This window comes from Streptomyces sp. NPDC044106 (genome assembly GCF_056433985.1).
Window position 1 is genome coordinate 225,306 of sequence record NZ_JBWKFZ010000004.1, and the last position, 19,672, is coordinate 244,977.

Below are 19,672 nucleotides of genomic sequence, written 5' to 3' on the forward strand. Positions count from 1 at the left end.
CCCACCGGCTCGCCGGCCGGGGCGGTTGATGCGGGCGGTCAGCCGCCCTGTCCGGCGCCGCACCCAGCGGAGTGATCGTCTCGCGATCAGGTCGGTGCCTTGATTTTTCCTTCCCGCGAAGAGGCCTTTCCGGCCGCCTCGGGGGTATTCGGCGGCATGGCCATTCACGAGAAGTCAGTGCCGCTGGTGACGCAGGACATCATCCGGCGTTTGGTTGCCGCCGTACGCCAGGGCGATGACGAATCCGTCCGGACGGCGCTCGAGCGGTTGTCGGAGGTTGCCGACACCTCGGCGCTCCTGCTGCTGGGTGAGCGGCTGAACGAAGACCTCGAACCACGACGGCTCAGGGGAGCCGAGGGGACGGGCGATGTGTCGCCGGTGTGATGGCCCGCGCCCGGGCATTCCGCCTCCGTGGCCGGTCCGCGCGGCGCAGTGCCCGCCGTCAGGTGTGGTCGGGCCGGTCGGAGCCCTGGGCTGCACCTTGCCCGATGAGCGAGTCGAGCTGAGTGGCGAGGCGGGGGTGGGCGGCTGTCAGGTAGGGGCGGGTGGCGGTCAGCGGGGGGACCAGGGCCGCGGGGTCGTCGTGGGCGAGGGCCGCGTCGAGCCGGCCGAGGGGGGTACGGGCGGCCGTGGGGAGGTCGGTGAGGGCGGCGATCTGTCCGGCGATGCGGCGCAGGGCCGCGGCGTTGTCGCGGGCCCAGGCGGTGTGGGTGCGGTCGGCGGCGCGGCTCTCCCGGGTGGCCTGGACTCGCTGTTCCGCGGTGGTTCCGGCGGGGCCCGGACGGTTGCGCAGGTAGCGGCGTTCGGCGGCCTGGCGGCTGGCGACACCGAGTGGATGGGCGAGGTCGGCCCAGCTGGCACCCGCTTCGCGGGCGGTCTCGATCAGGCCCGTCTCCCATCCGGCGAGCTGCTCGCGGACCTGCCGCAGCAGCAGGAGGGAGGCCAGGGCCTGCTCCGGTCCGACATCCGTGACGGCGGGATCGTCGGGGTCGGCGGCTTCGTTGTGGGCGTCGTGCACGGCGTGCCCAATGGTTTCCAGGGCCGCCGCGGCAGCCAGGAACGAGGCCGGGCTCCGGGCGTCGGCACCGGTATCGGCGCCGGTGGAGGGTGGCTGGCCTGATGCTGTCACGAGAGCTCCTTCCTGCCGTCATCCTTTGGACGACGCCAGTGTTTGTCATCTATTGGATGACATGTTACAACGGTGTCAGTGAAGCGCATTGGCGGGTACGACCCAGACCTTCAGGAGGTGTTTCGCGATGTTGATGCGCACTGACCCCTTCCGCGAGCTCGACCGCCTCGCCCAGCAGCTCACGGGTGCCGGCACCGGCACCTGGACGCGGCCGACCACGATGGCGATGGACGCCTACCGTGAGGGCGACGAGTACGTGGTGGCCTTCGACATCCCCGGTGTCAGCGCGGACGCGATCGACATCGACGTCGAACGGAACATGCTGACCGTCAAGGCCGAGCGCCGCCCCGTGGCGAAGGCCGACGACGTGCAGATGGAGCTGTCGGAACGGCCGCTGGGTGTCTCCTCCCGTCAGCTCGTGCTGGCCGACACCCTGGACACCGAGCGCATCAAGGCCGACTACGAGGCCGGGGTGCTGACCCTGCGCATCCCGATCGCCGAGCGCGCCAAGCCCCGCAAGATCTCCATCGGCGGGGACTCCTCCCGCAAGGAGATCTCCGGCTGAGTCCGGCGCCCCGGACCGGCCGACTGCGCAGGGCGGGCATCCTCCCGGTCTCCCCCTCCGCCCGTCCTGCGCACCCCTCGGGCCAAGAGAGGCGGTGACTGACGTGCCCCTGCGACAGGAAGCGTTCCTCGATCAGGTGAAGGAACGCGGCGAGTACGAGAGCGTGCGTGAGGCGGAACGCGTGTCCCGCGTCGTGCTCGCGCTGCTCGGCGCCCACTTGGTCGGCCGCGTACGTGCCGAACTGGCCGCACGCCTGCCGGAAGCGTTCGCCCTGATCCTCCTCAATCCGCTGCAGAGCGCCGAACCGCTCTCCCCCGAGCGGTTCGTGCGGGCCACGGCGGCCTGGATCGAGGGGTCGACCGAAGCGACCGCGACGTGGGACGTCAGCGCCGTCCTCAGCACCGCCGCCGACGCGGCCGGTGACGATCTCATGCGGCAGATCCTGCTCCAGCTGCCCGCCGGTTACGACCTGCTCTTCGGCCGCCCCCAGCCCACCTGACCAGCCGTCAACCCGGCGCCCGGGCCCGCCGGGCACCCGCACAACGACCTCGACGACGAGAAAGGCGACCACCACAGTGATGCCCGACCAGCGCGAACCGGTGCGGCAGCTCCCGGCGATGACGTTCGAGCAGATGTTGGAGAAGGTCCGCTACGAAGGGGCCTATCCCACCCGCGAACGGGCCGCGGAAGCCGTCCACCTGGTCCTTTCGGGACTCGGACGCCAGCTGACGGGCGAAGAACGCGTAGAACTGGCGGCGCGCCTGCCCTTCGAGGCCGCCGCCACCCTCACCGCGCAGATCCCCGCCGTCGAGACCCTCACCGGCTGGGCCTTCGTCAAGGAGCTCGCCGAGCGCGCCGGCGCCAGCCCGGCCACCACCCGCTGGGACACCGGCGCCGTCCTTGCCACCGTCGCCACCCTCGCGGGACCCGACCTGCTCACCCGCATCCTCAACCAGCTCCCGACCGGCTACGCCCTGCTGTTCGGCCGCGCCGAACTCATCCAGGCCGCCTGACCGAAAGTGGGCGGCGCCGACGCGCGCGAGCCGCTGCCGCCCGCGAAGGAGCGAGCTACTTCTGCTTGACCGGCGGGCACGTGCCCGTGTCCTCACCGATGGAGTTGATCTCGGCGTTGGGACGCGGGTCGCCCGCGTAGTCGACCTGGTCCGTGCACTTCTTGCCGGGCTCCTTCGGCGTACCCGCCGCCTTGCCGGACTTCTGGGGCTCGGGGCAGGTGCCCGTGTCCTCGCCGATGGAGTTGATCTCGGCGTTGGAACGGGGGTCGCCCGCGTAGTCGCGCTGGTCCGTGCACTTCGCGTCGGACGCGACGGGCGTGCCCGACTGCTTGCCCTTCGGCGCCTCGGGCTTCGGGGCGCCGGGCTTCGCCGTGTCGGACTTCGAGGTGTCGGCCTTCGGCGTGGCCGTGGCCGCCGATGAACTGCTCGCGGAGGAGGACGTGCTGTCGCCGCCGTCGTTGCCGCAGGCCGTCAGCGCCAGGCCGAGGGCCACCGCGGTCATGGTCAGTGCCGAGATCTTCCGAGTGCGCATGTGTCGTGTCCTCTGAGTGGGGGCCGCCGCTCGTGGGGAGCGGATGGACGGGCGAGCGAGCCGATCAGCCGCTCGCCCGTGTCGCTTTCTGCCCCTTCAGACAGACAGGGTGATCAACCCAGTTCCGTCTTGATCGTCTTCAGGACACGTTCGTGACATGACAGTGATCTCGTCGTGGCCCGGGCGGACGGTTCCGCGCCGCCGCAACCCACGGCGCTCACGGCCAGAGGGCCTCGGCGACGGCCATCCCCGCGAAGGCCGCGCCGAGGCCCGCGACGACGCTCCCGAGCGCGTTGGCCGCGGCGTAGAACCGGGCGCGGCGCTCGGCAAGCCGCAGTGTCTCGTACGAGAAGGTCGAGTACGTCGTCAGCGCGCCGCACAGGCCGGTGCCGAGGAGCAGTTGGGTGTGCGGGGACGCGGCGCCCGCGATGACCGCGCCGGTGACCACGCCCAGGATCAGGCAGCCGGTGACGTTGGCGGTGAAGGTACCCCAGGGGAAGTCGGTCCTGTGCCGTACCTGCACGGCCCGGTCGGTCAGATAGCGCAGCGGGGCGCCGACCATGCCGCCGACGGCGACGAGCAGCCAGTTCATGCCCTCCTCCGCGACACCAGGCCGCGCGTCGTCCACGCCGCGCACGACACCGCGGCGAGGGCGGCGAGCAGGGTCAGGCCCAAGTAGGCGAGTCCGGTGCGTGCGTGGCCGTCCCTGACCAGGCGCTCGATGTCCACCGCGTACGTCGAGAACGTGGTGAAGCCGCCGAGGACGCCGGTGCCGAGGAACGGCCGGACCAGGCGGTGCGCCGTCCCGGCCTCGGTGACCAGCACCATGAGGACGCCGATCGCCGCGCATCCCGCGGCGTTCACCACCAGCGTCGTCCAGGGGAACCCTCCGGTGGCGGTCGGCCAGCTCACGGACGCCGCGTACCGTGCCACGGCGCCGACACCGCCACCGACGGAGACCGCCACGACGATCTGCCACTGCCCCCGCGCCGGTTCACGGCGCTGCGCGGCCACGGACAGATCGATGTCGGGGTCCGTGGGTTCGTCCAGTGCCCCGGGCCGCTGAGCTCCCATGGGCCTACGCTAACCGGACCGGCCGATCACCGCGCCATCAGGCCCGGACTGCCCAACAGCCGCCCCGTGGACCTCAGGCGTCCGCGGTCCCCAGCTCTCCGTTGCGGATCGCGCGCACCAGGCCGGAGACGAGGTTCGCCCGCTCCTCCATGGCCGCGACCACCACGTACTCGTGGTCGGCATGGGCGCCACCGCCGACCGCACCGAGACCGTCCAGCGTCGGCACGCCGAGCGCGGCAGTGAAGTTGCCGTCGCTGCCGCCGCCGACCGCCTCGCCCACCACGCCCGGAAGCAGCCGCTCCGCCACCGCGAACAGCCCGGCGGCAGCCGACTCGGGCATCGGCAGACGGCCGATGGAGCCCCGGACCGTGAGCTGGGCCCCTTCGACGTGCGGCGTGAGCGCCGCGAACGCTGACTCGATGCGTTCCGTCTCCTCGGCCGTCTCCACCCGGACGTCGACGACGACGGTCGCCCCGGCGGGCACGACGTTGTCCAGCGTGCCCGCCGATGCGACGGTCGGAGTCACGGTCGTGCCGAGGTCCGGGCGGCCGAGCGCCGCGATGTCGAGCACCTGATGGGCCGCCTCGACCAGGGCGTTGACCCCCGCCTCGGGTTCGAGGCCCGCGTGCGAGGCGCGGCCCGCGACGGACACCTCGAACGTGCCGCATCCCTTGCGGCCCGTCTTCAGTCCGCCGCCGTCGGCCGCGCCCTCGAACACCAGGACCGCACCGCAGGCGAGGGCGCGCTCCTCGATGAGCGCGCGGGAGGTGTGGGAGCCGACCTCCTCGTCGGCGGTCACCAGGATCTCGACGCCGGACCGGTCGTCGAGCGCCGCGAGACCGTGGACGGCCTGCACCAGGCCGCCCAGCATGTCGAAGACCCCTGGCCCCGTCGCGTGCCCGGCCTCGACCTCGAACGGGCGGCGGCCGAGGGTGCCGAGCGGGAACACCGTGTCGTGGTGACCGAGGATCAGCACCTTGGGTTCGCCGCCGGACGACCAGTGGACGTGCGGTCCCGCCTCGCTCCCGACGAGCACGGCCTTCCCACCGAGGCGGCTCTCGATGACGGCTGCGACGGCCTTCGCCGACGCCGTCAGGGCCTCGGCGTCCCGCGAGGGCGACTCGACCTCGACGAGCGTCCTGAGGTCGTCGATCATCGCTTCCGTCTGCACGCCGACTGCCTGGTGGATCGTCACGGCGCAAGGGTACTTGGCGTGACGATCATGGAACAGGCCTTCGCGAACGTACGTCCGCGGGGGGGCGTGGTGGCGGGACCCGGTGCCCGCCGTCAACCCCGGTAGGTCTCCAGGAGCCGCAGCCAGACCTCGCTGATCGTCGGGTAGGCGGGCACCGCGTGCCAGAGCCGGTCCAGCGGGATCTCGCCCGCGACGGCCATCGTCGCGGAGTGGATGAGTTCGCCGACGCCGGGGCCGACGAACGTGACGCCGAGGAGGATCTCGCGGTCCAGGTCGACGACCATGCGGGCGCGGCCCCGGTAGCCGTCGGCATAGAGGCCCGCGCCCGCGACGCCGGACATGTCGTAGTCGACGGCCCGGACCCGGTGGCCCGCGGCCTCCGCCTCGGCGAGGGTCAGGCCCGCGGAGGCCGCCTCGGGGTCGGTGAAGACGACCTGCGGGACGGCCGCGTGGTCGGCGGTGGCGGAGTGGGCGCCCCAACGGTCGCTCTCCAGGATCGGGACTCCCTGGGCGCGGGCGGCGATGGCGGCGCCCGCGATGCGGGCCTGGTACTTGCCCTGGTGGGTGAGGAGCGCGCGGTGGTTCACGTCGCCCACCGCGTACAGCCAGTCGCTGCCCTCGACGCGCAGGCTCTCGTCGACCGGCAGCCAGGAGCCGGGTTCCAGGCCGACGGTCTCCAGGCCGATGTCGTCGGTGCGCGGGGCGCGGCCCGTGGCGAAGAGGATCTCGTCGGCCTCAAGTGCCGAGCCGTCGTCCAGGGTCGCCGTGACGGTGCCGCCCTCGCGCCGCACCCCGGTGACGGAGACGCCGGAGCGGACCTCGGCCCCCGCCTCCGTGAGGGCCTCAAGCACCAGCTCACCGGCGAACGGCTCCATGCGGGGCAGCAGTCCCCCGCCCCGTACGAGCACGGTCACGCTCGATCCCAGTGCCTGCCAGGCGGTGGCCATCTCCACGGCGACGACACCGCCGCCGACGACCAGGAGCCGGCCGGGCACGTGGTCGGCTGCGGTGGCCTCGCGGCTGGTCCACGGCTTGGCGTCGGCGAGGCCCGGCAGACCGGGGAGCGCGGCGCGGGTGCCGGTGCAGACGGCCACCGCTTGGCGGGCCTCCAGCGTGCGCTCGACGCCGTCCGCGCCGGTGACCGTGACCTTGCGGGGACCCGCGAGGCGCCCGTGGCCCCGGTACAGGTCGACGCCGACGCCCTCCAGCCAGCCGACCTGGCCGTCGTCCTTCCAGTGCGACGTGTAGTCGTCGCGGTGCGCGAGGACCGCGGAGGCGTCCAGGGGGCCTTGCACCGACTGGCGCAGGCCGGGGACGCGGCGGGCGTCGGCGCGGGCGATGACGGGGCGCAGCAGTGCCTTGCTGGGCATGCACGCCCAGTAGGAGCACTCACCCCCGACGAGCTCGCTCTCCACGATCGCTGCGGACAGCCCGGCCGCCCGGGCCCGGTCCGCCACGTTCTCCCCCACGGGACCTGCGCCGATGACTACTACGTCGTATGTGATGGCATCCGTCATGAGGACAGTCTGTCGGCAGGTGTGCGCCGTGGCCACATGGGTACGCGCGCGGAACGCGCCGGTGCACATGCGGCATCTTCCGCGCGTGCGACAGGCGGAATACGTCCGCAGCATCGGCCGTTGTGCACAGCGGCTACGCCCGACAGCAGGAAGTAGGACACACCATGAGCAGCGCGACTGTGGAGCTCACCAAGGACAACTTCGACCAGACGGTCACGGACAACGAGTTCGTGCTGATCGATTTCTGGGCCGAGTGGTGCGGGCCGTGCAAGCAGTTCGCCCCCGTGTACGAGAAGGCCGCCGAGGCCAATCCCGACCTGGTCTTCGCCAAGGTCGACACGGAGGCGCAGCCCGAGCTCGCCCAGGCCTTCGAGATCCAGTCGATCCCGACCCTGATGATCGTCCGCGACCAGGTGGCGGTTTTCGCCCAGCCGGGCGCGCTGCCCGAGGCCGCGCTCACGGACGTCATCGGCCAGGCCAGGAACCTGGACATGGACGAGGTGCGCCGGCAGGTCGCCGAGGAGCAGGCCAAGCAGCAGGGCGCGCAGGGCCAGTAGGAGCGGCTCCTGGAGGAAGCGCGGGCCGTAGCGGTCAGCTGGACTCGCGGTGCACGACGTCAGCTCCGAGCACGTCGTGCACCTCGGGTTCGGCGCCCGGGTCGCGCACCACACGGTCGACGAGTTCGGCCAGGCCGCGGCCCGAGGGCAGCTCTATGCGGACGGTGCTGAGCCGGGGTCTGAGGAGCCGGCCCAGCATCAGGTCGTCCGAGCCGATGACGGCGCTCTCGTCGGGGACGGCGATGCCTTCGTCCTGCAGGGCGCGCATCAGGAGCATCGCGTATTCGTCGTTGTACGCGAAGACGGCGTCGATGCCGAGGTCGCGCCAGCGCGCCGCCAGCCGGGCGGCTGATTCCTCGGCGTAGGCGAGAGACAGCTCGATGACCGAGGCGCCGGTGGTGCGGGTGCTCTCCACCGCCTGGCGGACCCCTTCGAGGCGGGGCCGCGAGAAGTGTTCCAGGCCCGGTTCCTCGGGGACGACGACGCCGATGCGGCGGCGTCCGCGGGCCAGGAAGTGCAGGGCGGCGGCCTCGCCGACCCTGCGTCCGTCCATGAGCAGGGCGTGCGCGCCCTCCACGCGGTGCGGTCCGAGGGTGAAGACGGCCCGGGCGCCGGACCGCTTCAGGACGGTCACGCCGCGTGGGCCGACCGCGGAGGCGTCGGGGGCGAGAACGGCCACGGGACGCAGTTCGGCCCAGGCGCGGGCGGCGTCCTCGCCGGTCAGGCCGAGACTCGCGTACTGCACGACGGTGTAGTCGAGTCGGCCGAGCGCCCACTGCAGTTCGTTGAAGAACCGGCTGAAGAGCGGGCCGACGGGTATCTCCGAAGTGGGCATGAGGACCATGCGGCTGTGCCCGGCGCGCAGGCTGCGGGCCGCGGCGTGCGGGACGTAGCCGAGTTCCCTCGCCGCTTCGTGGACGCGGCGGCGCGTGGGTTCGCTGATGCGGACGGCGCTGGTGTTGTTGAGGACGTACGAGACGGTCGCGCGGGAGACCCCCGCCAGGCGGGCGACGTCGGCGCTCGTCGGCACGGAACACTGCGTGGGCTGCTGCTTCGGTATCTGCACCATGGCCCCGTCATCCTCGCAGACGCGGCGGGCTTGGCCGCGGGCGGGCGGTGGAGTCGTGCGGCCGGTGAACTGGCCCTGCCGTGTCCCTCGTTGAGCCGCTCGCGTTCCGTGTCGAGCTACTCGCCGGTTAACGTTCGGGCACCCGTCGTCGAGCGAAGGTGTCCCCCACATGACTGCCGACCGTGCCGATGGCCTGGTGCGCACCGCCCGCGCGCTGGCCGCTGGAGAGGTGTCCGCGCGTGCGCTGACCGAGCGGACGCTGGCCAGGATCGAGGCGTCGCAACCCGCGCTCAACGCGTTCAAGCTGGTGCGTGCGGAGGCCGCGCTCGCCGAGGCGGACGCCGCCGACCGGGAGTTGGCGACGGGCGGGGGCTCCTCGCGACCGCTGCTCGGGGTGCCGCTGGCGGTGAAGGACGACATGGACGTGGCGGGCGAGCCGACCGCGTTCGGCTGCAGGGGCGACTTCGTGCCGAAGGAGCGGGACTCCGAGGCGGTGCGCAGGCTGCGGGCGGCCGGGGCGGTGATCGTCGGCAAGACCAACACGTGCGAGCTGGGGCAGTGGCCGTTCACGGAGGGGCCCGGCTTCGGCGACACCCGCAATCCGTGGAACACCGGCCACACGCCGGGCGGTTCGTCCGGCGGCTCGGCCGCCGCGGTCGCCGCGGGCCTGGTCCCGGCGGCGCTCGGCTCGGACGGCGCAGGGTCGGTGCGGATTCCGGCGGCCTGGACGCACCTGGTCGGGATCAAGCCGCAGCGCGGCCGGATATCCACCTGGCCCTGGCCCGAGGCCTTCCAGGGCATCACCGTCAACGGCCCGCTCGCGAGGACGGTCGCGGACGCCGCGCTGCTCCTCGACGCGGCGAGCGGCAGCCACGAGGGCGACCTGCACCGCCCCGCTCCCGTACGCGCCGCCGAGGCCGCCACCCGCGATCCGGGGCGGCTGCGGATCGCCCTGTCGCTGCGGATGCCGTTCACGGCGACGCCCAAGCACCTGCACCCGGTGGTGCGGGACCGGGTGGTGGCGCTCGCGGACCGGCTCGCCGCGCTCGGGCACGACGTGGCCGAGGCCGACCCGCGGTACGGGCAGATCGGGCTTGCGTTCGTCCCGCGGGCCACGGCGGGCATCGCGGAGTGGAGCCGTCACGTGCCGGACTTCTCGCTCCTCGACCGGCGCACCCAGGAGGCGGCCCGCATGGGCAGGCTGCTGGGCGGCGCGCCGCTGAGGCTGGCGCGCCGATCGGAGGCCGCGCTGCACCGGCGGGTGGGCGCCCTCTTCTCGACGTACGACGTGGTGATCGCGCCGACGACGGCCGCTCCCCCGCCGCGCGTCGGCACGCTCGCCACGATGAGCGGCTGGCGGACCGACCGGGCGATGATCGCCGCGTGCCCCTACGCGTGGCCGTGGAACGTGCTCGGGTGGCCGGGTGTCAACGTGCCCGCGGGCCGCACCCCCGGCGGCCTGCCGGTCGGCGCCCAGCTGCTCGGGCCCGCGGGCAGCGAGCCGCTTCTGGTGTCCCTGGCCGCGCAGTTGGAGGCGGACCAGCGGTGGTACGAGCGGTGGCCCGCGCCGTTGCCCGACGCGGCTCCGGCGCCGTAGGACCGCACGTTCGCGAGCTGTCCGGCCGTACGCCGGTGCCGCCACGTTCAGGCGACCGGCCAGGTTCTACGGCGAGCCCTGTGACTGCCTGGCGGCGGCAGGGGCGCCGGTCTCGCGGGCGAACGCCTCCTCGAAGGCGCCGCGCGTCACCGCGCCCTTCGTGCGGTCGAGCACCCCGAACACGACGTGCGTGAACTGCCCGGCGAACCGGCCGCCCGCACCGAGCAGCGCGTGGAAGGCCCCGGCGACCTGCGCGGGGTCGTTCATGAACACCCCGCACCCCCAGGCGCCGAGCACCAGTCTGCGGTAGCCCCACGCCGCCGCGGTCTCCAGGACGCGCTCGGCGCGCGCCGCGAGGGCGCCCGGGATGTCGGCCGCGCGCTCGGGTGCCCGGCGGCGGATCACCCCGGCGTTCGGCGCCGCGGAGGTGAGGAAGCCGACGGTGTACGCCTCGTCGAGGAGCCGCCCGCGGACGTCACGGAAGACGGGGACGCCCGGCGAGTGGATCACGCGGTCGCTGTAGAACGGGTCGCGGTCGGCGCGGTGGTGGGCGTAGAACGCGGGGGCCCGCAGGAGGCACGTGTAGAGGGCGGAGCCCCGGCACAGCGCCTCTTCCTGCGCCTGGGCGCCGTTCAGGTAGCCCCCGCCGGGGTTGCGGGCCGAGGAGAAGTTCAGCACGGCCACCGGGGAACCGTCCTCGGCCGTCAGCCTGCCGGCCGCCTCCAGGCTGCTCTCGCCCGTGACCTCGAATACGGTGTCCACGACCGGCCGGACCGGCGCCTCCACCGGCTCGGGCCCGAACATGCGCGTACCGGCGCGGGCCGCGGCCACCGCGTCGGCGAGCTCCGCCTCCCGGCCGCACGGCGCGACGTACGCCCCCGCCGCGACGATCCGCTCGGTCTCCTGCGCCTGTGCGCGCAGCCGGGCGCTCATGCCCGCGCCCCCGTGTCGTCCATGCCCGCATGGTGTGGGGTGCGGGTGGGGCGGCGCAACAGAAATAGCTGGTACGGGAACGGCCTGAGGGGCACTCTTGTGCGAACGGCCCTGAAGGGCTTTGGGTGTGACGAGCAGCATCGGATGGAAGGATCCCCGCATGCCTGAGGGAGACTGTAGGAAACACCGCACCGCACGCCCCACAAGGGCGCGGGACACGGTGTCGGAGGCCGAGGTGGAAGCGCTGGTCCGCGGCATCTGCTTCAAGACCGGCCCACCCCGCGCCACCGGCGTCGAACTGGAATGGCTCCTCCACGAGCCCGGACTGCCCCACCTGCCCGTACCCACCGCCCGCCTCGAAGCGGCCTACGCCGCACTGCGGGCCCTGCCCCTGCAATCGTCCGTCACCGTCGAACCCGGCGGCCAGCTGGAGCTCAGCTCGCTGCCCGCCGCCTCGCTGACGGAAGTCGTCTCGGCCATGCGGGCCGACCTCGACGTCGTACGCGACACGTTACGTTCCCACCGCCTCACCCTCAGCGGCTTCGGCGCCGACCCGTGGCGGCCACCGTCACGCATCCTGCGCGAACCCCGCTACGACGCCCTGGAGTCCTGCCTCGACCGCGGCGGGCCGGCCGGACGCCGCATGATGTGCTCGACGGCGTCCGTGCAGATCTGCCTCGACGCGGGCCACGAGGAGCCGGGCCCGCTCGGCTACGCGCGACGCTGGCGCCTGGCGCACCTGCTCGGGCCCGTCCTGGTCGCGGTGTTCGCCAATTCGCCGCTGCAGGAGGGCCGCCCCACCGGCTGGCGGTCGACCCGGCAGGCCGTGTGGGCGGGCATCGAACCCGGCAGATCCGGCGCCCCGCCGCTCGACGGGGAACCGCGCGAGGTCTGGGTACGGCACGCCCTGGACGCGCCGGTCATGTGCGTCAGGAGGGAGCCGGGCGACGGCCCGTGGAGCGTTCCCGAAGGGATGAGTTTCCGGGCGTGGGCCCGCGCCGGCGCACCGCGCAGACCCACCCGTGAGGACCTCTTCTACCACCTGACCACGCTGTTCCCGCCGGTCCGCCCGCGCGGCCACCTGGAGCTGCGCATGGTGGACGCGCAGCCCGGGGACGACGGCTGGATCGTGCCGCTGGCCGTGACGAGCGCGCTCTTCGACGACCCGGAGGCGTCCGAGACCGCCTATCGCGCCGTGAAGCCGCTGGCCGAGCGGTACGGGCCGCCGGACGCGCCCGCCGCGCCGCACAACCCGCTCTGGCTCGACGCGGCGCGGCACGGCCCGGCCGACCCCGAACTGCGCGAGGCCGCCGTCGCCTGCTTCGCCGCCGCCGTCGAGGCGCTGCCCCGCCTCGGCGCCGCCGCGTCCGTGCGGGACGCCGTCGCGACGTTCGCCGCGCGCTACGTCGCGCGGGGGCGCTGCCCGGCGGACGACCTGCTCGACCGCGTGCGGGACGCGGGACCACTCCATGATTCGCCTGGGAAGGACTTTCGCCGATGACAGGCTCCACCACCGACCCGGAAGCCCTGCGGGAGCGCGCGCTCACCGCGCTCCTGGCCGCCCGGGACCGCACCACCCTCCTCACCAGTTGTGTGGAGGACGCCGAACTCACCGCGCAGCACTCGCCGTTGATGTCGCCGCTGGTCTGGGACCTCGCGCACATAGGCAATCAGGAGGAGCAGTGGCTGCTGCGCGCGGTCGCGGGCCGCGACGCGATGCGGCCCGAGATCGATCCGCTGTACGACGCCTTCGAGCATCCCCGTTCCGAGCGGCCGCGCCTGCCGCTGCTCGCGCCCGCCGAGGCCCGCGGCTACGCGGCGGAGGTGCGGGGCCGGGCGCTCGACGTACTGGAAAGGACACCGTTTCGCGGCACGCCGCTCACCGACGCGGGCTTCGCCTTCGGGATGATCGCGCAGCACGAGCAGCAGCACGACGAGACCATGTTGATCACGCACCAGCTGAGGACGGGACCCGGCGCCCTCACCGCGCCGGACCCACCGCCCGCGGAGCCCTTCACCGGTCCTGCCGAAGTCCTGGTCCCCGGCGGCCCGTTCACCATGGGCACGTCCACCGAGCCCTGGGCCCTCGACAACGAACGCCCGGCGCACCGCCGCCTGGTCCCCCCGTTCTTCATCGACACGACACCGGTCACCAACGCCGCGTACCAGCGCTTCATCGAGGACGGCGGCTACGACAGGATGCACTGGTGGGACCCGGCGGGCTGGGCGATGGTCCGCGAGCACGGCCTGCGGGCGCCGCTGTTCTGGCGCCGTGAGGGCGGTCAGTGGCTGCGGCGGCACTTCGGGACGGTCGAGCCGGTGCCGGCCGACGAGCCGGTGCTGCACGTCAGCTGGTACGAGGCGGACGCGTACGCGCGGTGGGCGGGGCGCCGCCTGCCGAGCGAGGTGGAGTGGGAGAAGGCCGCCCGGTACGACCCGGTGTCCGACCGGTCGACGCGCTATCCGTGGGGCGACGCGGACCCCACGCCGGAGCGCGCCAACCTGGGGCAGCGGCATCTGCGGCCCGCGCCCGCCGGAAGCTACGCCGCGGGCGAGTCACCGCTCGGCGTACGGCAGTTGATCGGTGACGTGTGGGAGTGGACCTCCAGCGGGTTCCTGCCCTACCCCGGCTTCTCCGCCTTCCCCTACCGCGAGTACTCGGACGTGTTCTTCGGCGGCGACTACAAGGTGCTGCGCGGCGGCGCCTTCTCCGTCGACGCGGTGGCCTGCCGCGGCACGTTCCGCAACTGGGACCACCCGGTGCGGCGGCAGATCTTCTCCGGCTTCCGCACGGCTCGGGACGCCGGGCCCACCGAAACCGCACCCCCGGGAACCGCCTGATGTGCCGTCACCTCGCCTGCGTCGGCCCGCCCAAGTCCCTGGGAAGCCTCCTGGTCACGCCCCCGCACAGCCTCTTCCGGCAGTCGTGGGCGCCCCGGATGCAGCGGTACGGCACCGTCAACGCCGACGGCTTCGGCGTCGGCTGGTACGCCGAAGGGGACCCGGCGCCCGCCCGCTACCGCCGCACCGGGCCGATCTGGGGCGACCAGTCGTTCGCCGATCTCGCCCGGGTCGTGCGCTCCGGGGCGGTCCTCGCAGCCGTGCGCGACGCCACCCTGGCGGGCGCGGACGGCGAGGCGGCGGCGGCGCCGTTCGCCTCGGGACCGTGGCTGTTCAGCCACAACGGCGCGGTGACCGGCTGGCCCGGCACGCTCGCCCTCCTCGCCCGGGACCTGCCGCCCGCCGAGCTGCTCTCGATGGAGGCGCGCTGCGACTCCGCGCTGGTGTGGGCGCTCGTCCTGCACCGGCTCTCCAGCGGCGACGAGGCGGGGCAGGCCCTCGCCGACACCGTCCGGGAGGTCGCGGAGGCGGCCCCCGGATCGCGCCTCAACCTGCTCCTCACCGACGGCGCCACGATCACCGCGACCACCTGGGGCGACACCCTCTGGTACCTCGCGGAGCCCGGCCGCCGCACCGTCGTGGCCTCCGAGCCCTACGACGACGACCCGCGCTGGCGCGAGGTGCCCGACCGCACCCTGCTCACAGCCGACCGCACCGACGTCACCCTGACCCCGCTCAAGGAGCCCCCTGCGTGAGCCCGTTCCTGCTGACCCGCACCCTCCCCGAGGACGCCACCGACTCCGCGCTGCGCGCCGACGTCCTGCACGGCCTCACCCGCACCCCCAAATCGCTGCCGCCCAAGTGGTTCTACGACGCGCGCGGCAGCGTCCTCTTCGAGGAGATCACCACCCTGCCCGAGTACTACCCCACCCGGGCCGAGCGCGAGATCCTCGTGGCCCGGTCCGCACAGATCGCCGAGCTCACGGGCGCCCGCACACTGATCGAGCTGGGCTCGGGCTCCTCGGAGAAGACGCGCCACCTGATCGACGCCCTGTCCGGCCTGCACACCTACGTCCCCGTGGACGTCAGCGAGAGCGCGCTGACCGGCGCCGCGAACACGCTGCTCGCGCAGCGGCCCGCACTCGACGTGCACGCCCTGATCGCCGACTTCACCCGCGGCCTCGCGCTGCCGGGCACGCCGGGCCCGCGCCTTATCGCGTTCCTCGGCGGCACGATCGGCAATCTGCTGCCCGCCGAGCGCGCCGCGTTCCTCACCTCGGTACGCGGACTGCTCCAGCCCGGCGACGCGCTGCTCCTCGGCACGGACCTGGTCAAGGACGAGTCGGTCCTCGTCTCCGCGTACGACGACGCGACGGGCGTGACCGCCGCGTTCAACAAGAACGTCCTGTCGGTGATCAACCGTGAGCTCGCGGGGGACTTCGACCCCGCCGCCTTCGAGCACGTCGCCGTCTGGAACCGCGAGCGCGAGTGGATAGAGATGCGCCTGCGCTCCACCACCGACCAGACGGTGAAGATCCACGCGCTGGATCTCGCGGTCGACTTCACGGCTGGCGAGGAACTCCGCACGGAGATCTCGGCGAAGTTCCGTGCGGACGGCGTGGAGAGCGAACTCGGCGCCGTCGGGCTGAAGCTGACGCACTGGTGGACGGACGACAGGGAGCGCTTCGCGCTGTCGTTGAGCACGGTGGCGTAGGGCGGTGGCGTAGGGCGGTGGTGCAGCGCGGCGCGCAGTGGCGTGCCGCGCGTGCCGCCCGACTCGACCTGACCCGGTGTCAGAGCCCTCCGACGTTCAGCACCTCGGTGATCTTGTCCGAGGCCTTGCGTGCCTCGGCCGCCGGGTCGCCGCCCATCAGGACCTGCGTCATGTAGTCCTTGATGCGGTTGTCCGCCTCGACGCCCGCCCAGCGCGGCGAGTTGGGGGTGGCCCGGCCGTTCGCCGCGCCGACGGCCATCGCCGCGACGCCCTCCTCGCCCGCGACCGCGGGGGCCAGCTTCGCCTTGTTCGGGACGTAGTTCATGGTCCGCGCCAGGTCGGTCTGCCACTTCTTGCCCGCGAGCGCCTCGATCACCGCGACCGCGCCCCTGTGGTTGTCGCTGTGCTCGGGCACCACGAAGTCGGAGCCGCCGGTGAAGACCGCGCCGGGCTTGCCCGCCTTCTTGCCGGGGATGGGGAAGTAGCCGAGTTTCCCCTTCAGTTGGGGGTTCTGCTCCTCGATGGCGCGGGCGGCCCCCGGCACCGTGACGATCTGGGCGACATCGCCCTTGGCGAACACACCGGCCTGCGACGGGTGCTCCTCGTCGGCGTCGCGCGGGCCGTCGCCGAGCGCCTGCAGCCGCTGGTAGAACGCCATGCCGCGCAGCGCCGCGGGCGTGTGCAGGCTGCCGCGCCAGTCGCCGGAGGACTCCTTGGTCTCCTTGGCGAGGTCACCGCCCTCGTCCCAGATGAACCCGGCGAGGGTGTACCAGTCCTGGCCGGCCAGGTAGATCCCCTGCTTGCCACCGCCGTTGAGCTTCTCGGTGGCCGCGATCCACTCCTCGCGGGTCCTGGGCGCCTTCTTGATCCCCGCCTGCGCGAACAGGTCCTTGTTGTAGATGACGACACGGTTGGCGGCATACCAGGGGATGCCGTACTGGGCTCCCCGGTAACGTCCCGGCTCGGCCAGACCCGGCAGCCAGTCGTCCATGCCGAGGTCGCGCGCGGACTCCAGGGTGAGGTCGTACAGGCCGCCCTCGTCGACGTACTGGGCGACCTGGGTGTTGCCGACCTCGATGATGTCGGGCCCGTCCCCGCCCTCTTCCTTGAGCGCCTTCTTCACCTTGGGGCCGATGCCGGTCCACTCCTGGATGCGGATGTCCAGGTCGATCCCGTCGTGCTCCTTCTCGAAGTCCTTCGTGAAGCGCTCGACGAACTCGGGCGACGCACTGCCCCGCATCAGCCAGACCGTGACGGTCTCGGCGTCGTCACCGCCCGGCAGCACCCCGCATCCGGCGAGCAGAACGGTGGAGGAGAACGCGAGGGCCAGAGACACGGCGGCGCGGCGGTGCGGGTTCACGTGGGTCACTTTCTACCTGAGGACAGGGGAAGTCAGCCCGACGCGGGGGGATGAGCTCTCGGCTCGAACGGGTTACCGGCTGGATTCTGGTATGTACCAATGATCCGGTCAAGGGGGTACGCCATCTCGCGCACGCGGGCGCGTTGGTGCACGGTGGAGTGACGGCACTCCACGGAGTCGTGCGGCTCCACTCGACGGTCCCGGAGGACTCACCTCATGTCGAACCACACGTACCGCGTCACCGAGATCGTCGGCACGTCCCACGAAGGCCTCGACCAGGCGATCCGCAACGGCGTCGAACGTGCCTCGCAGACACTGCGCTCCCTGGACTGGTTCGAGGTCACGCAGGTACGGGGCCATATCGAGGACGGGCAGATCCAGCACTACCAGGTGGGACTGAAGGTGGGGTTCCGGCTGGAGGACGGTGAGTAGGCGGTTCTCGACAGGGCGCGTTCTCGACAGCGCGCCTCAGGTGCGGCCCTCTCGTTCCTGGGCGTCCTTCAGGGAGTGGGAAGTGGCGGCCCAGGTGGCGCGGACGACCTTGAAGCCTGCGCGTTCGGCCTCCTCGCAGACCAGTTCGTCGTCGTCCACGAGCACGCGGACCTCGTGTTCGCGGGCGATGGAGCGCAGGATCTCCAGCTTCGTGCGGCGGGCGGGCCTGCGGTCGTCGTCGCGTCGCATCCAGATGGTGCCCTCCGGCAGGCCCTGGCGGGCGAGCCAGGCCACCGTGTCCGCCCTGCACCGCTCGGGGCGTCCGGTCAGGTAGACGACCTCGCACTCCTCGGCGCTCGCGAGGCACAGCTCGATGCCGCGGGGCAGCGGCGGGTCCTGGGGCGCCGCGGCGAAGAACGCGTTCCAGTCGCGCGGCTTGCGCTCCAGGTACCGCTGCCGATGCGCGGTGTCCGCGAGGGTGCCGTCCAGGTCGAAGACGGCCAGAGGTCTGCTGTTCTCGGTCACTCCCCCAGGGAATCACGGCGGCGTCCAGGTGTTGAACCTTGTGTGAGCTCATTGATGGCAGCAACCCGGTTCTCCGTCCTCGACCGTTCCCGTACCCGCGAGGGGCACGACGGGCCGGACGCCCTGCGCGACACGGTGCGGCTCGCCCAGGAGATCGAAGCGCTCGGCTATCACCGGTTCTGGGTCTCCGAGCACCACGGCGTGCCCGGCGTCGCCGGTTCGGCGCCCACCGTGCTGGCGGCGGCCGTCGCGGCGGCCACCCGCACCATCCGGGTCGGCACGGGCGGCGTGATGCTGCCCAACCATCAGTCGCTGGTCGTCGCCGAGCAGTTCGGCGTGCTGGAATCCCTCTTTCCCGGCCGGATCGACATGGGGCTCGGCCGTTCGGTCGGCTTCACCGACGGGGTACGCAAGGCGCTGGGGCGCGACAAGCACGCCGCGGAGGACTTCGCCGACCGGCTCGGCGAACTGCTCGACTGGTTCCGCGGCACGTCCGGCACCGGCGTGCGGGCCCGCCCCGCCGAGGGGCTGACCGTCCCGCCGTACGTCCTGGCCGTGGGCGAGGGCGCGACGATCGCCGCCGGGGCGGGCCTGCCGCTGGTCATCGGGGACATCCGGGGCCGCGAGAAGATGCTGCGCGGCATCGAGGAGTACCGGGGCGGCTTCCGTCCTTCGCCGTGGCTTGCCGAGCCGTACGTCGTGATCGCCGGCACCGTGGCCGTCGCGGAGAGCGAGGAGGCGGCGCGCAGCCTGCTGATCCCGGAGGCCTGGTCGATGGCGTACTCCCGCACGCATGGCACCTTCCCGCCGCTCCCGCCGGCCGAGCACGTGGAGTCGCTGACCATGACGGAGAAGGAACGCGGCTTCTACGAAGCGGGGCTGCGCGGGCATGTGCACGGCACGGAGGAGCAGGTGGCCGCCGATCTCGAGCTGGTGATCAAGGAGAGCGGCGCGCAGGAGGTGCTCGTCACGACCAGCACGTACGACCGGGCGGGCCTGCTGGACTCCTTCCGGCGGCTGGCGAAGGTGGCGGGGCTGGGTGCTCAGGGGGCTGGGATCTCAGGGGGACCAGCCGCCCCGACTTCTCAGAGCCCGCACGAACACCGGCCGACTGGGTGAAGGGCGACGTGCAATTGCCTGCCGTACTCCGGCATTCGGGTGACATTGCGGTTGCCGTGAGCCCGGTGAGGCATGCAGGAGGCGTCTGATCTCTCCTGGAAGGACACCAGATGCTCAAGACCATTCGCGCGGCGGCTGTGACCGCGGCAACGGTTCTCACCCTCGTCGCAGGGGCAGCGGTCACCACCGCCTCGGCCGACATCCCCCGGACCGACGCCCCGGCCGCTGTCCAGGGCATGGTCTGCACGGTCAATGACAACGGCGTCAACTACCGCGGCGGACCGGGCGCCCAGTACCCGGTCCTGGGTCAGGTGAACAGGGGTCAGAAGATGAACGCACAGGGCCGAGAGGGAAGCTGGATCAAGGGTGACCTATGGGGAGGGCGCACCGGCGTGTGGATTCACGTCTCCTACTTGGACTGCTGAAGTCCTGCTGCTGGAAGCGGAGTGCCGCGCGTGTGATCGCTCGCGGCTCTCCGTTCCCCCGGCCCCCCGGCTCGC

The 19,672-nt window shown here is 72.7% G+C and carries 23 protein-coding genes; 13 read left to right on the plus strand and 10 right to left on the minus strand.

Features of this window, described 5'->3' with window-relative positions; translation table 11 throughout:
- Positions 1-99 precede the first annotated feature (99 nt).
- Positions 100-384, plus strand: a complete 285-nt coding sequence (locus tag AC07DI_RS08680; protein ID WP_478903138.1) for a hypothetical protein — start codon at positions 100-102, stop codon at positions 382-384.
- Positions 385-442: 58 nt separating this feature from the next.
- Here the strand turns inward: AC07DI_RS08680 and AC07DI_RS08685 are convergent, their stop codons facing one another.
- Positions 443-1,129 (minus strand): type III effector protein, encoded by a 687-nt coding sequence (locus AC07DI_RS08685; RefSeq protein WP_384246830.1) that lies wholly within the window; start codon positions 1,127-1,129, stop codon positions 443-445.
- Positions 1,130-1,256: 127 nt separating this feature from the next.
- On the opposite strand from AC07DI_RS08685, the gene AC07DI_RS08690 reads away from it, so the two are divergent.
- From AC07DI_RS08690 to AC07DI_RS08700, 3 genes are all read left to right on the plus strand, one after another.
- Entirely contained in the window at positions 1,257-1,694 is a 438-nt protein-coding gene (locus AC07DI_RS08690; RefSeq protein WP_384246832.1) for an Hsp20/alpha crystallin family protein, read from the plus strand.
- A 103-nt stretch (positions 1,695-1,797) separates the two neighbouring features.
- Positions 1,798-2,193 (plus strand): DUF2267 domain-containing protein, encoded by a 396-nt coding sequence (locus tag AC07DI_RS08695; RefSeq protein ID WP_384247961.1) that lies wholly within the window; start codon positions 1,798-1,800, stop codon positions 2,191-2,193.
- Between the two features lie 79 nt (positions 2,194-2,272).
- Positions 2,273-2,707 carry a DUF2267 domain-containing protein gene (locus AC07DI_RS08700; RefSeq protein WP_384246835.1) on the plus strand — a complete coding sequence of 145 codons (435 nt, stop codon included), beginning with the start codon at positions 2,273-2,275 and terminating at the stop codon, positions 2,705-2,707.
- A gap of 55 nt (positions 2,708-2,762) precedes the next feature.
- On the opposite strand, the gene AC07DI_RS08705 is transcribed toward AC07DI_RS08700, so the two are convergent.
- The 5 genes from AC07DI_RS08705 to AC07DI_RS08725 form a co-directional block, all read right to left on the minus strand.
- A complete protein-coding gene (locus tag AC07DI_RS08705) occupies positions 2,763-3,239 on the minus strand; it encodes a hypothetical protein (protein ID WP_384246837.1) in 477 nt (158 codons plus the stop codon).
- Between the two features lie 217 nt (positions 3,240-3,456).
- Positions 3,457-3,831 (minus strand): fluoride efflux transporter CrcB, encoded by a 375-nt coding sequence (crcB, locus tag AC07DI_RS08710; RefSeq protein ID WP_478903140.1) that lies wholly within the window; start codon positions 3,829-3,831, stop codon positions 3,457-3,459.
- The gene (gene crcB / locus AC07DI_RS08715; RefSeq protein ID WP_384246841.1) at positions 3,828-4,313 is read right to left on the minus strand and encodes a fluoride efflux transporter CrcB; all 486 of its coding nucleotides are present in this window, start codon (positions 4,311-4,313) and stop codon (positions 3,828-3,830) included. The genes crcB (AC07DI_RS08710) and crcB (AC07DI_RS08715) overlap by 4 nt, the downstream gene beginning before the upstream one ends.
- 73 nt (positions 4,314-4,386) lie before the next feature.
- Positions 4,387-5,469 carry a M20 family metallopeptidase gene (locus AC07DI_RS08720; RefSeq protein ID WP_478903452.1) on the minus strand — a complete coding sequence of 361 codons (1,083 nt, stop codon included), beginning with the start codon at positions 5,467-5,469 and terminating at the stop codon, positions 4,387-4,389.
- Positions 5,470-5,600: 131 nt separating this feature from the next.
- A complete protein-coding gene (locus AC07DI_RS08725) occupies positions 5,601-7,025 on the minus strand; it encodes a dihydrolipoyl dehydrogenase family protein (RefSeq protein WP_478903142.1) in 1,425 nt (474 codons plus the stop codon).
- A 164-nt stretch (positions 7,026-7,189) separates the two neighbouring features.
- Here AC07DI_RS08725 and trxA point away from each other — a divergent pair, with 164 nt between their 5' ends.
- Complete coding sequence (trxA, locus tag AC07DI_RS08730; RefSeq protein WP_384246846.1) at positions 7,190-7,582, plus strand: thioredoxin; 393 nt, start codon at positions 7,190-7,192, stop codon at positions 7,580-7,582.
- A gap of 34 nt (positions 7,583-7,616) precedes the next feature.
- Here the strand turns inward: trxA and AC07DI_RS08735 are convergent, their stop codons facing one another.
- Entirely contained in the window at positions 7,617-8,651 is a 1,035-nt protein-coding gene (locus tag AC07DI_RS08735; protein ID WP_478903144.1) for a LacI family DNA-binding transcriptional regulator, read from the minus strand.
- 169 nt (positions 8,652-8,820) lie between these two features.
- Between AC07DI_RS08735 and AC07DI_RS08740 the strand changes: the two genes are divergently transcribed.
- Positions 8,821-10,248: an amidase gene (locus AC07DI_RS08740; RefSeq protein ID WP_478903146.1), complete on the plus strand. Its 1,428-nt coding sequence runs from the start codon at positions 8,821-8,823 to the stop codon at positions 10,246-10,248.
- Between the two features lie 66 nt (positions 10,249-10,314).
- On the opposite strand, the gene AC07DI_RS08745 is transcribed toward AC07DI_RS08740, so the two are convergent.
- Complete coding sequence (locus AC07DI_RS08745) at positions 10,315-11,181, minus strand: TIGR02452 family protein (RefSeq protein ID WP_478903148.1); 867 nt, start codon at positions 11,179-11,181, stop codon at positions 10,315-10,317.
- Positions 11,182-11,341: 160 nt separating this feature from the next.
- Between AC07DI_RS08745 and egtA the strand changes: the two genes are divergently transcribed.
- From egtA to egtD, 4 genes are read left to right on the plus strand one after another with little or no spacing between them, the layout of a single operon-like run.
- Entirely contained in the window at positions 11,342-12,682 is a 1,341-nt protein-coding gene (gene egtA / locus AC07DI_RS08750) for an ergothioneine biosynthesis glutamate--cysteine ligase EgtA (protein ID WP_478903150.1), read from the plus strand.
- Complete coding sequence (gene egtB / locus AC07DI_RS08755) at positions 12,679-14,022, plus strand: ergothioneine biosynthesis protein EgtB (protein ID WP_478903151.1); 1,344 nt, start codon at positions 12,679-12,681, stop codon at positions 14,020-14,022. The genes egtA and egtB overlap by 4 nt, the downstream gene beginning before the upstream one ends.
- Positions 14,022-14,777: an ergothioneine biosynthesis protein EgtC gene (egtC, locus tag AC07DI_RS08760; RefSeq protein ID WP_384246859.1), complete on the plus strand. Its 756-nt coding sequence runs from the start codon at positions 14,022-14,024 to the stop codon at positions 14,775-14,777. The genes egtB and egtC overlap by 1 nt, the downstream gene beginning before the upstream one ends.
- Positions 14,774-15,736 (plus strand): L-histidine N(alpha)-methyltransferase, encoded by a 963-nt coding sequence (gene egtD, locus AC07DI_RS08765; RefSeq protein ID WP_384246862.1) that lies wholly within the window; start codon positions 14,774-14,776, stop codon positions 15,734-15,736. The genes egtC and egtD overlap by 4 nt, the downstream gene beginning before the upstream one ends.
- Before the next feature lie 79 nt (positions 15,737-15,815).
- Here the strand turns inward: egtD and AC07DI_RS08770 are convergent, their stop codons facing one another.
- On the minus strand, positions 15,816-17,096 hold the full coding sequence (locus AC07DI_RS08770) for an extracellular solute-binding protein (RefSeq protein WP_478903153.1): 1,281 nt from the start codon (positions 17,094-17,096) through the stop codon (positions 15,816-15,818).
- 216 nt (positions 17,097-17,312) lie between these two features.
- On the opposite strand from AC07DI_RS08770, the gene AC07DI_RS08775 reads away from it, so the two are divergent.
- Positions 17,313-17,528: a dodecin gene (locus AC07DI_RS08775; protein WP_478903155.1), complete on the plus strand. Its 216-nt coding sequence runs from the start codon at positions 17,313-17,315 to the stop codon at positions 17,526-17,528.
- Between the two features lie 36 nt (positions 17,529-17,564).
- Here the strand turns inward: AC07DI_RS08775 and AC07DI_RS08780 are convergent, their stop codons facing one another.
- Positions 17,565-18,053: a phosphatase domain-containing protein gene (locus tag AC07DI_RS08780; RefSeq protein ID WP_478903157.1), complete on the minus strand. Its 489-nt coding sequence runs from the start codon at positions 18,051-18,053 to the stop codon at positions 17,565-17,567.
- A gap of 42 nt (positions 18,054-18,095) precedes the next feature.
- Between AC07DI_RS08780 and AC07DI_RS08785 the strand changes: the two genes are divergently transcribed.
- Both AC07DI_RS08785 and AC07DI_RS08790 read left to right on the plus strand, forming a co-directional pair.
- Positions 18,096-19,172 carry an LLM class flavin-dependent oxidoreductase gene (locus AC07DI_RS08785; protein ID WP_478903158.1) on the plus strand — a complete coding sequence of 359 codons (1,077 nt, stop codon included), beginning with the start codon at positions 18,096-18,098 and terminating at the stop codon, positions 19,170-19,172.
- A 110-nt stretch (positions 19,173-19,282) separates the two neighbouring features.
- Positions 19,283-19,597 (plus strand): SH3 domain-containing protein, encoded by a 315-nt coding sequence (locus tag AC07DI_RS08790; RefSeq protein WP_478903160.1) that lies wholly within the window; start codon positions 19,283-19,285, stop codon positions 19,595-19,597.
- The last annotated feature ends 75 nt before the right edge of the window (positions 19,598-19,672 follow it).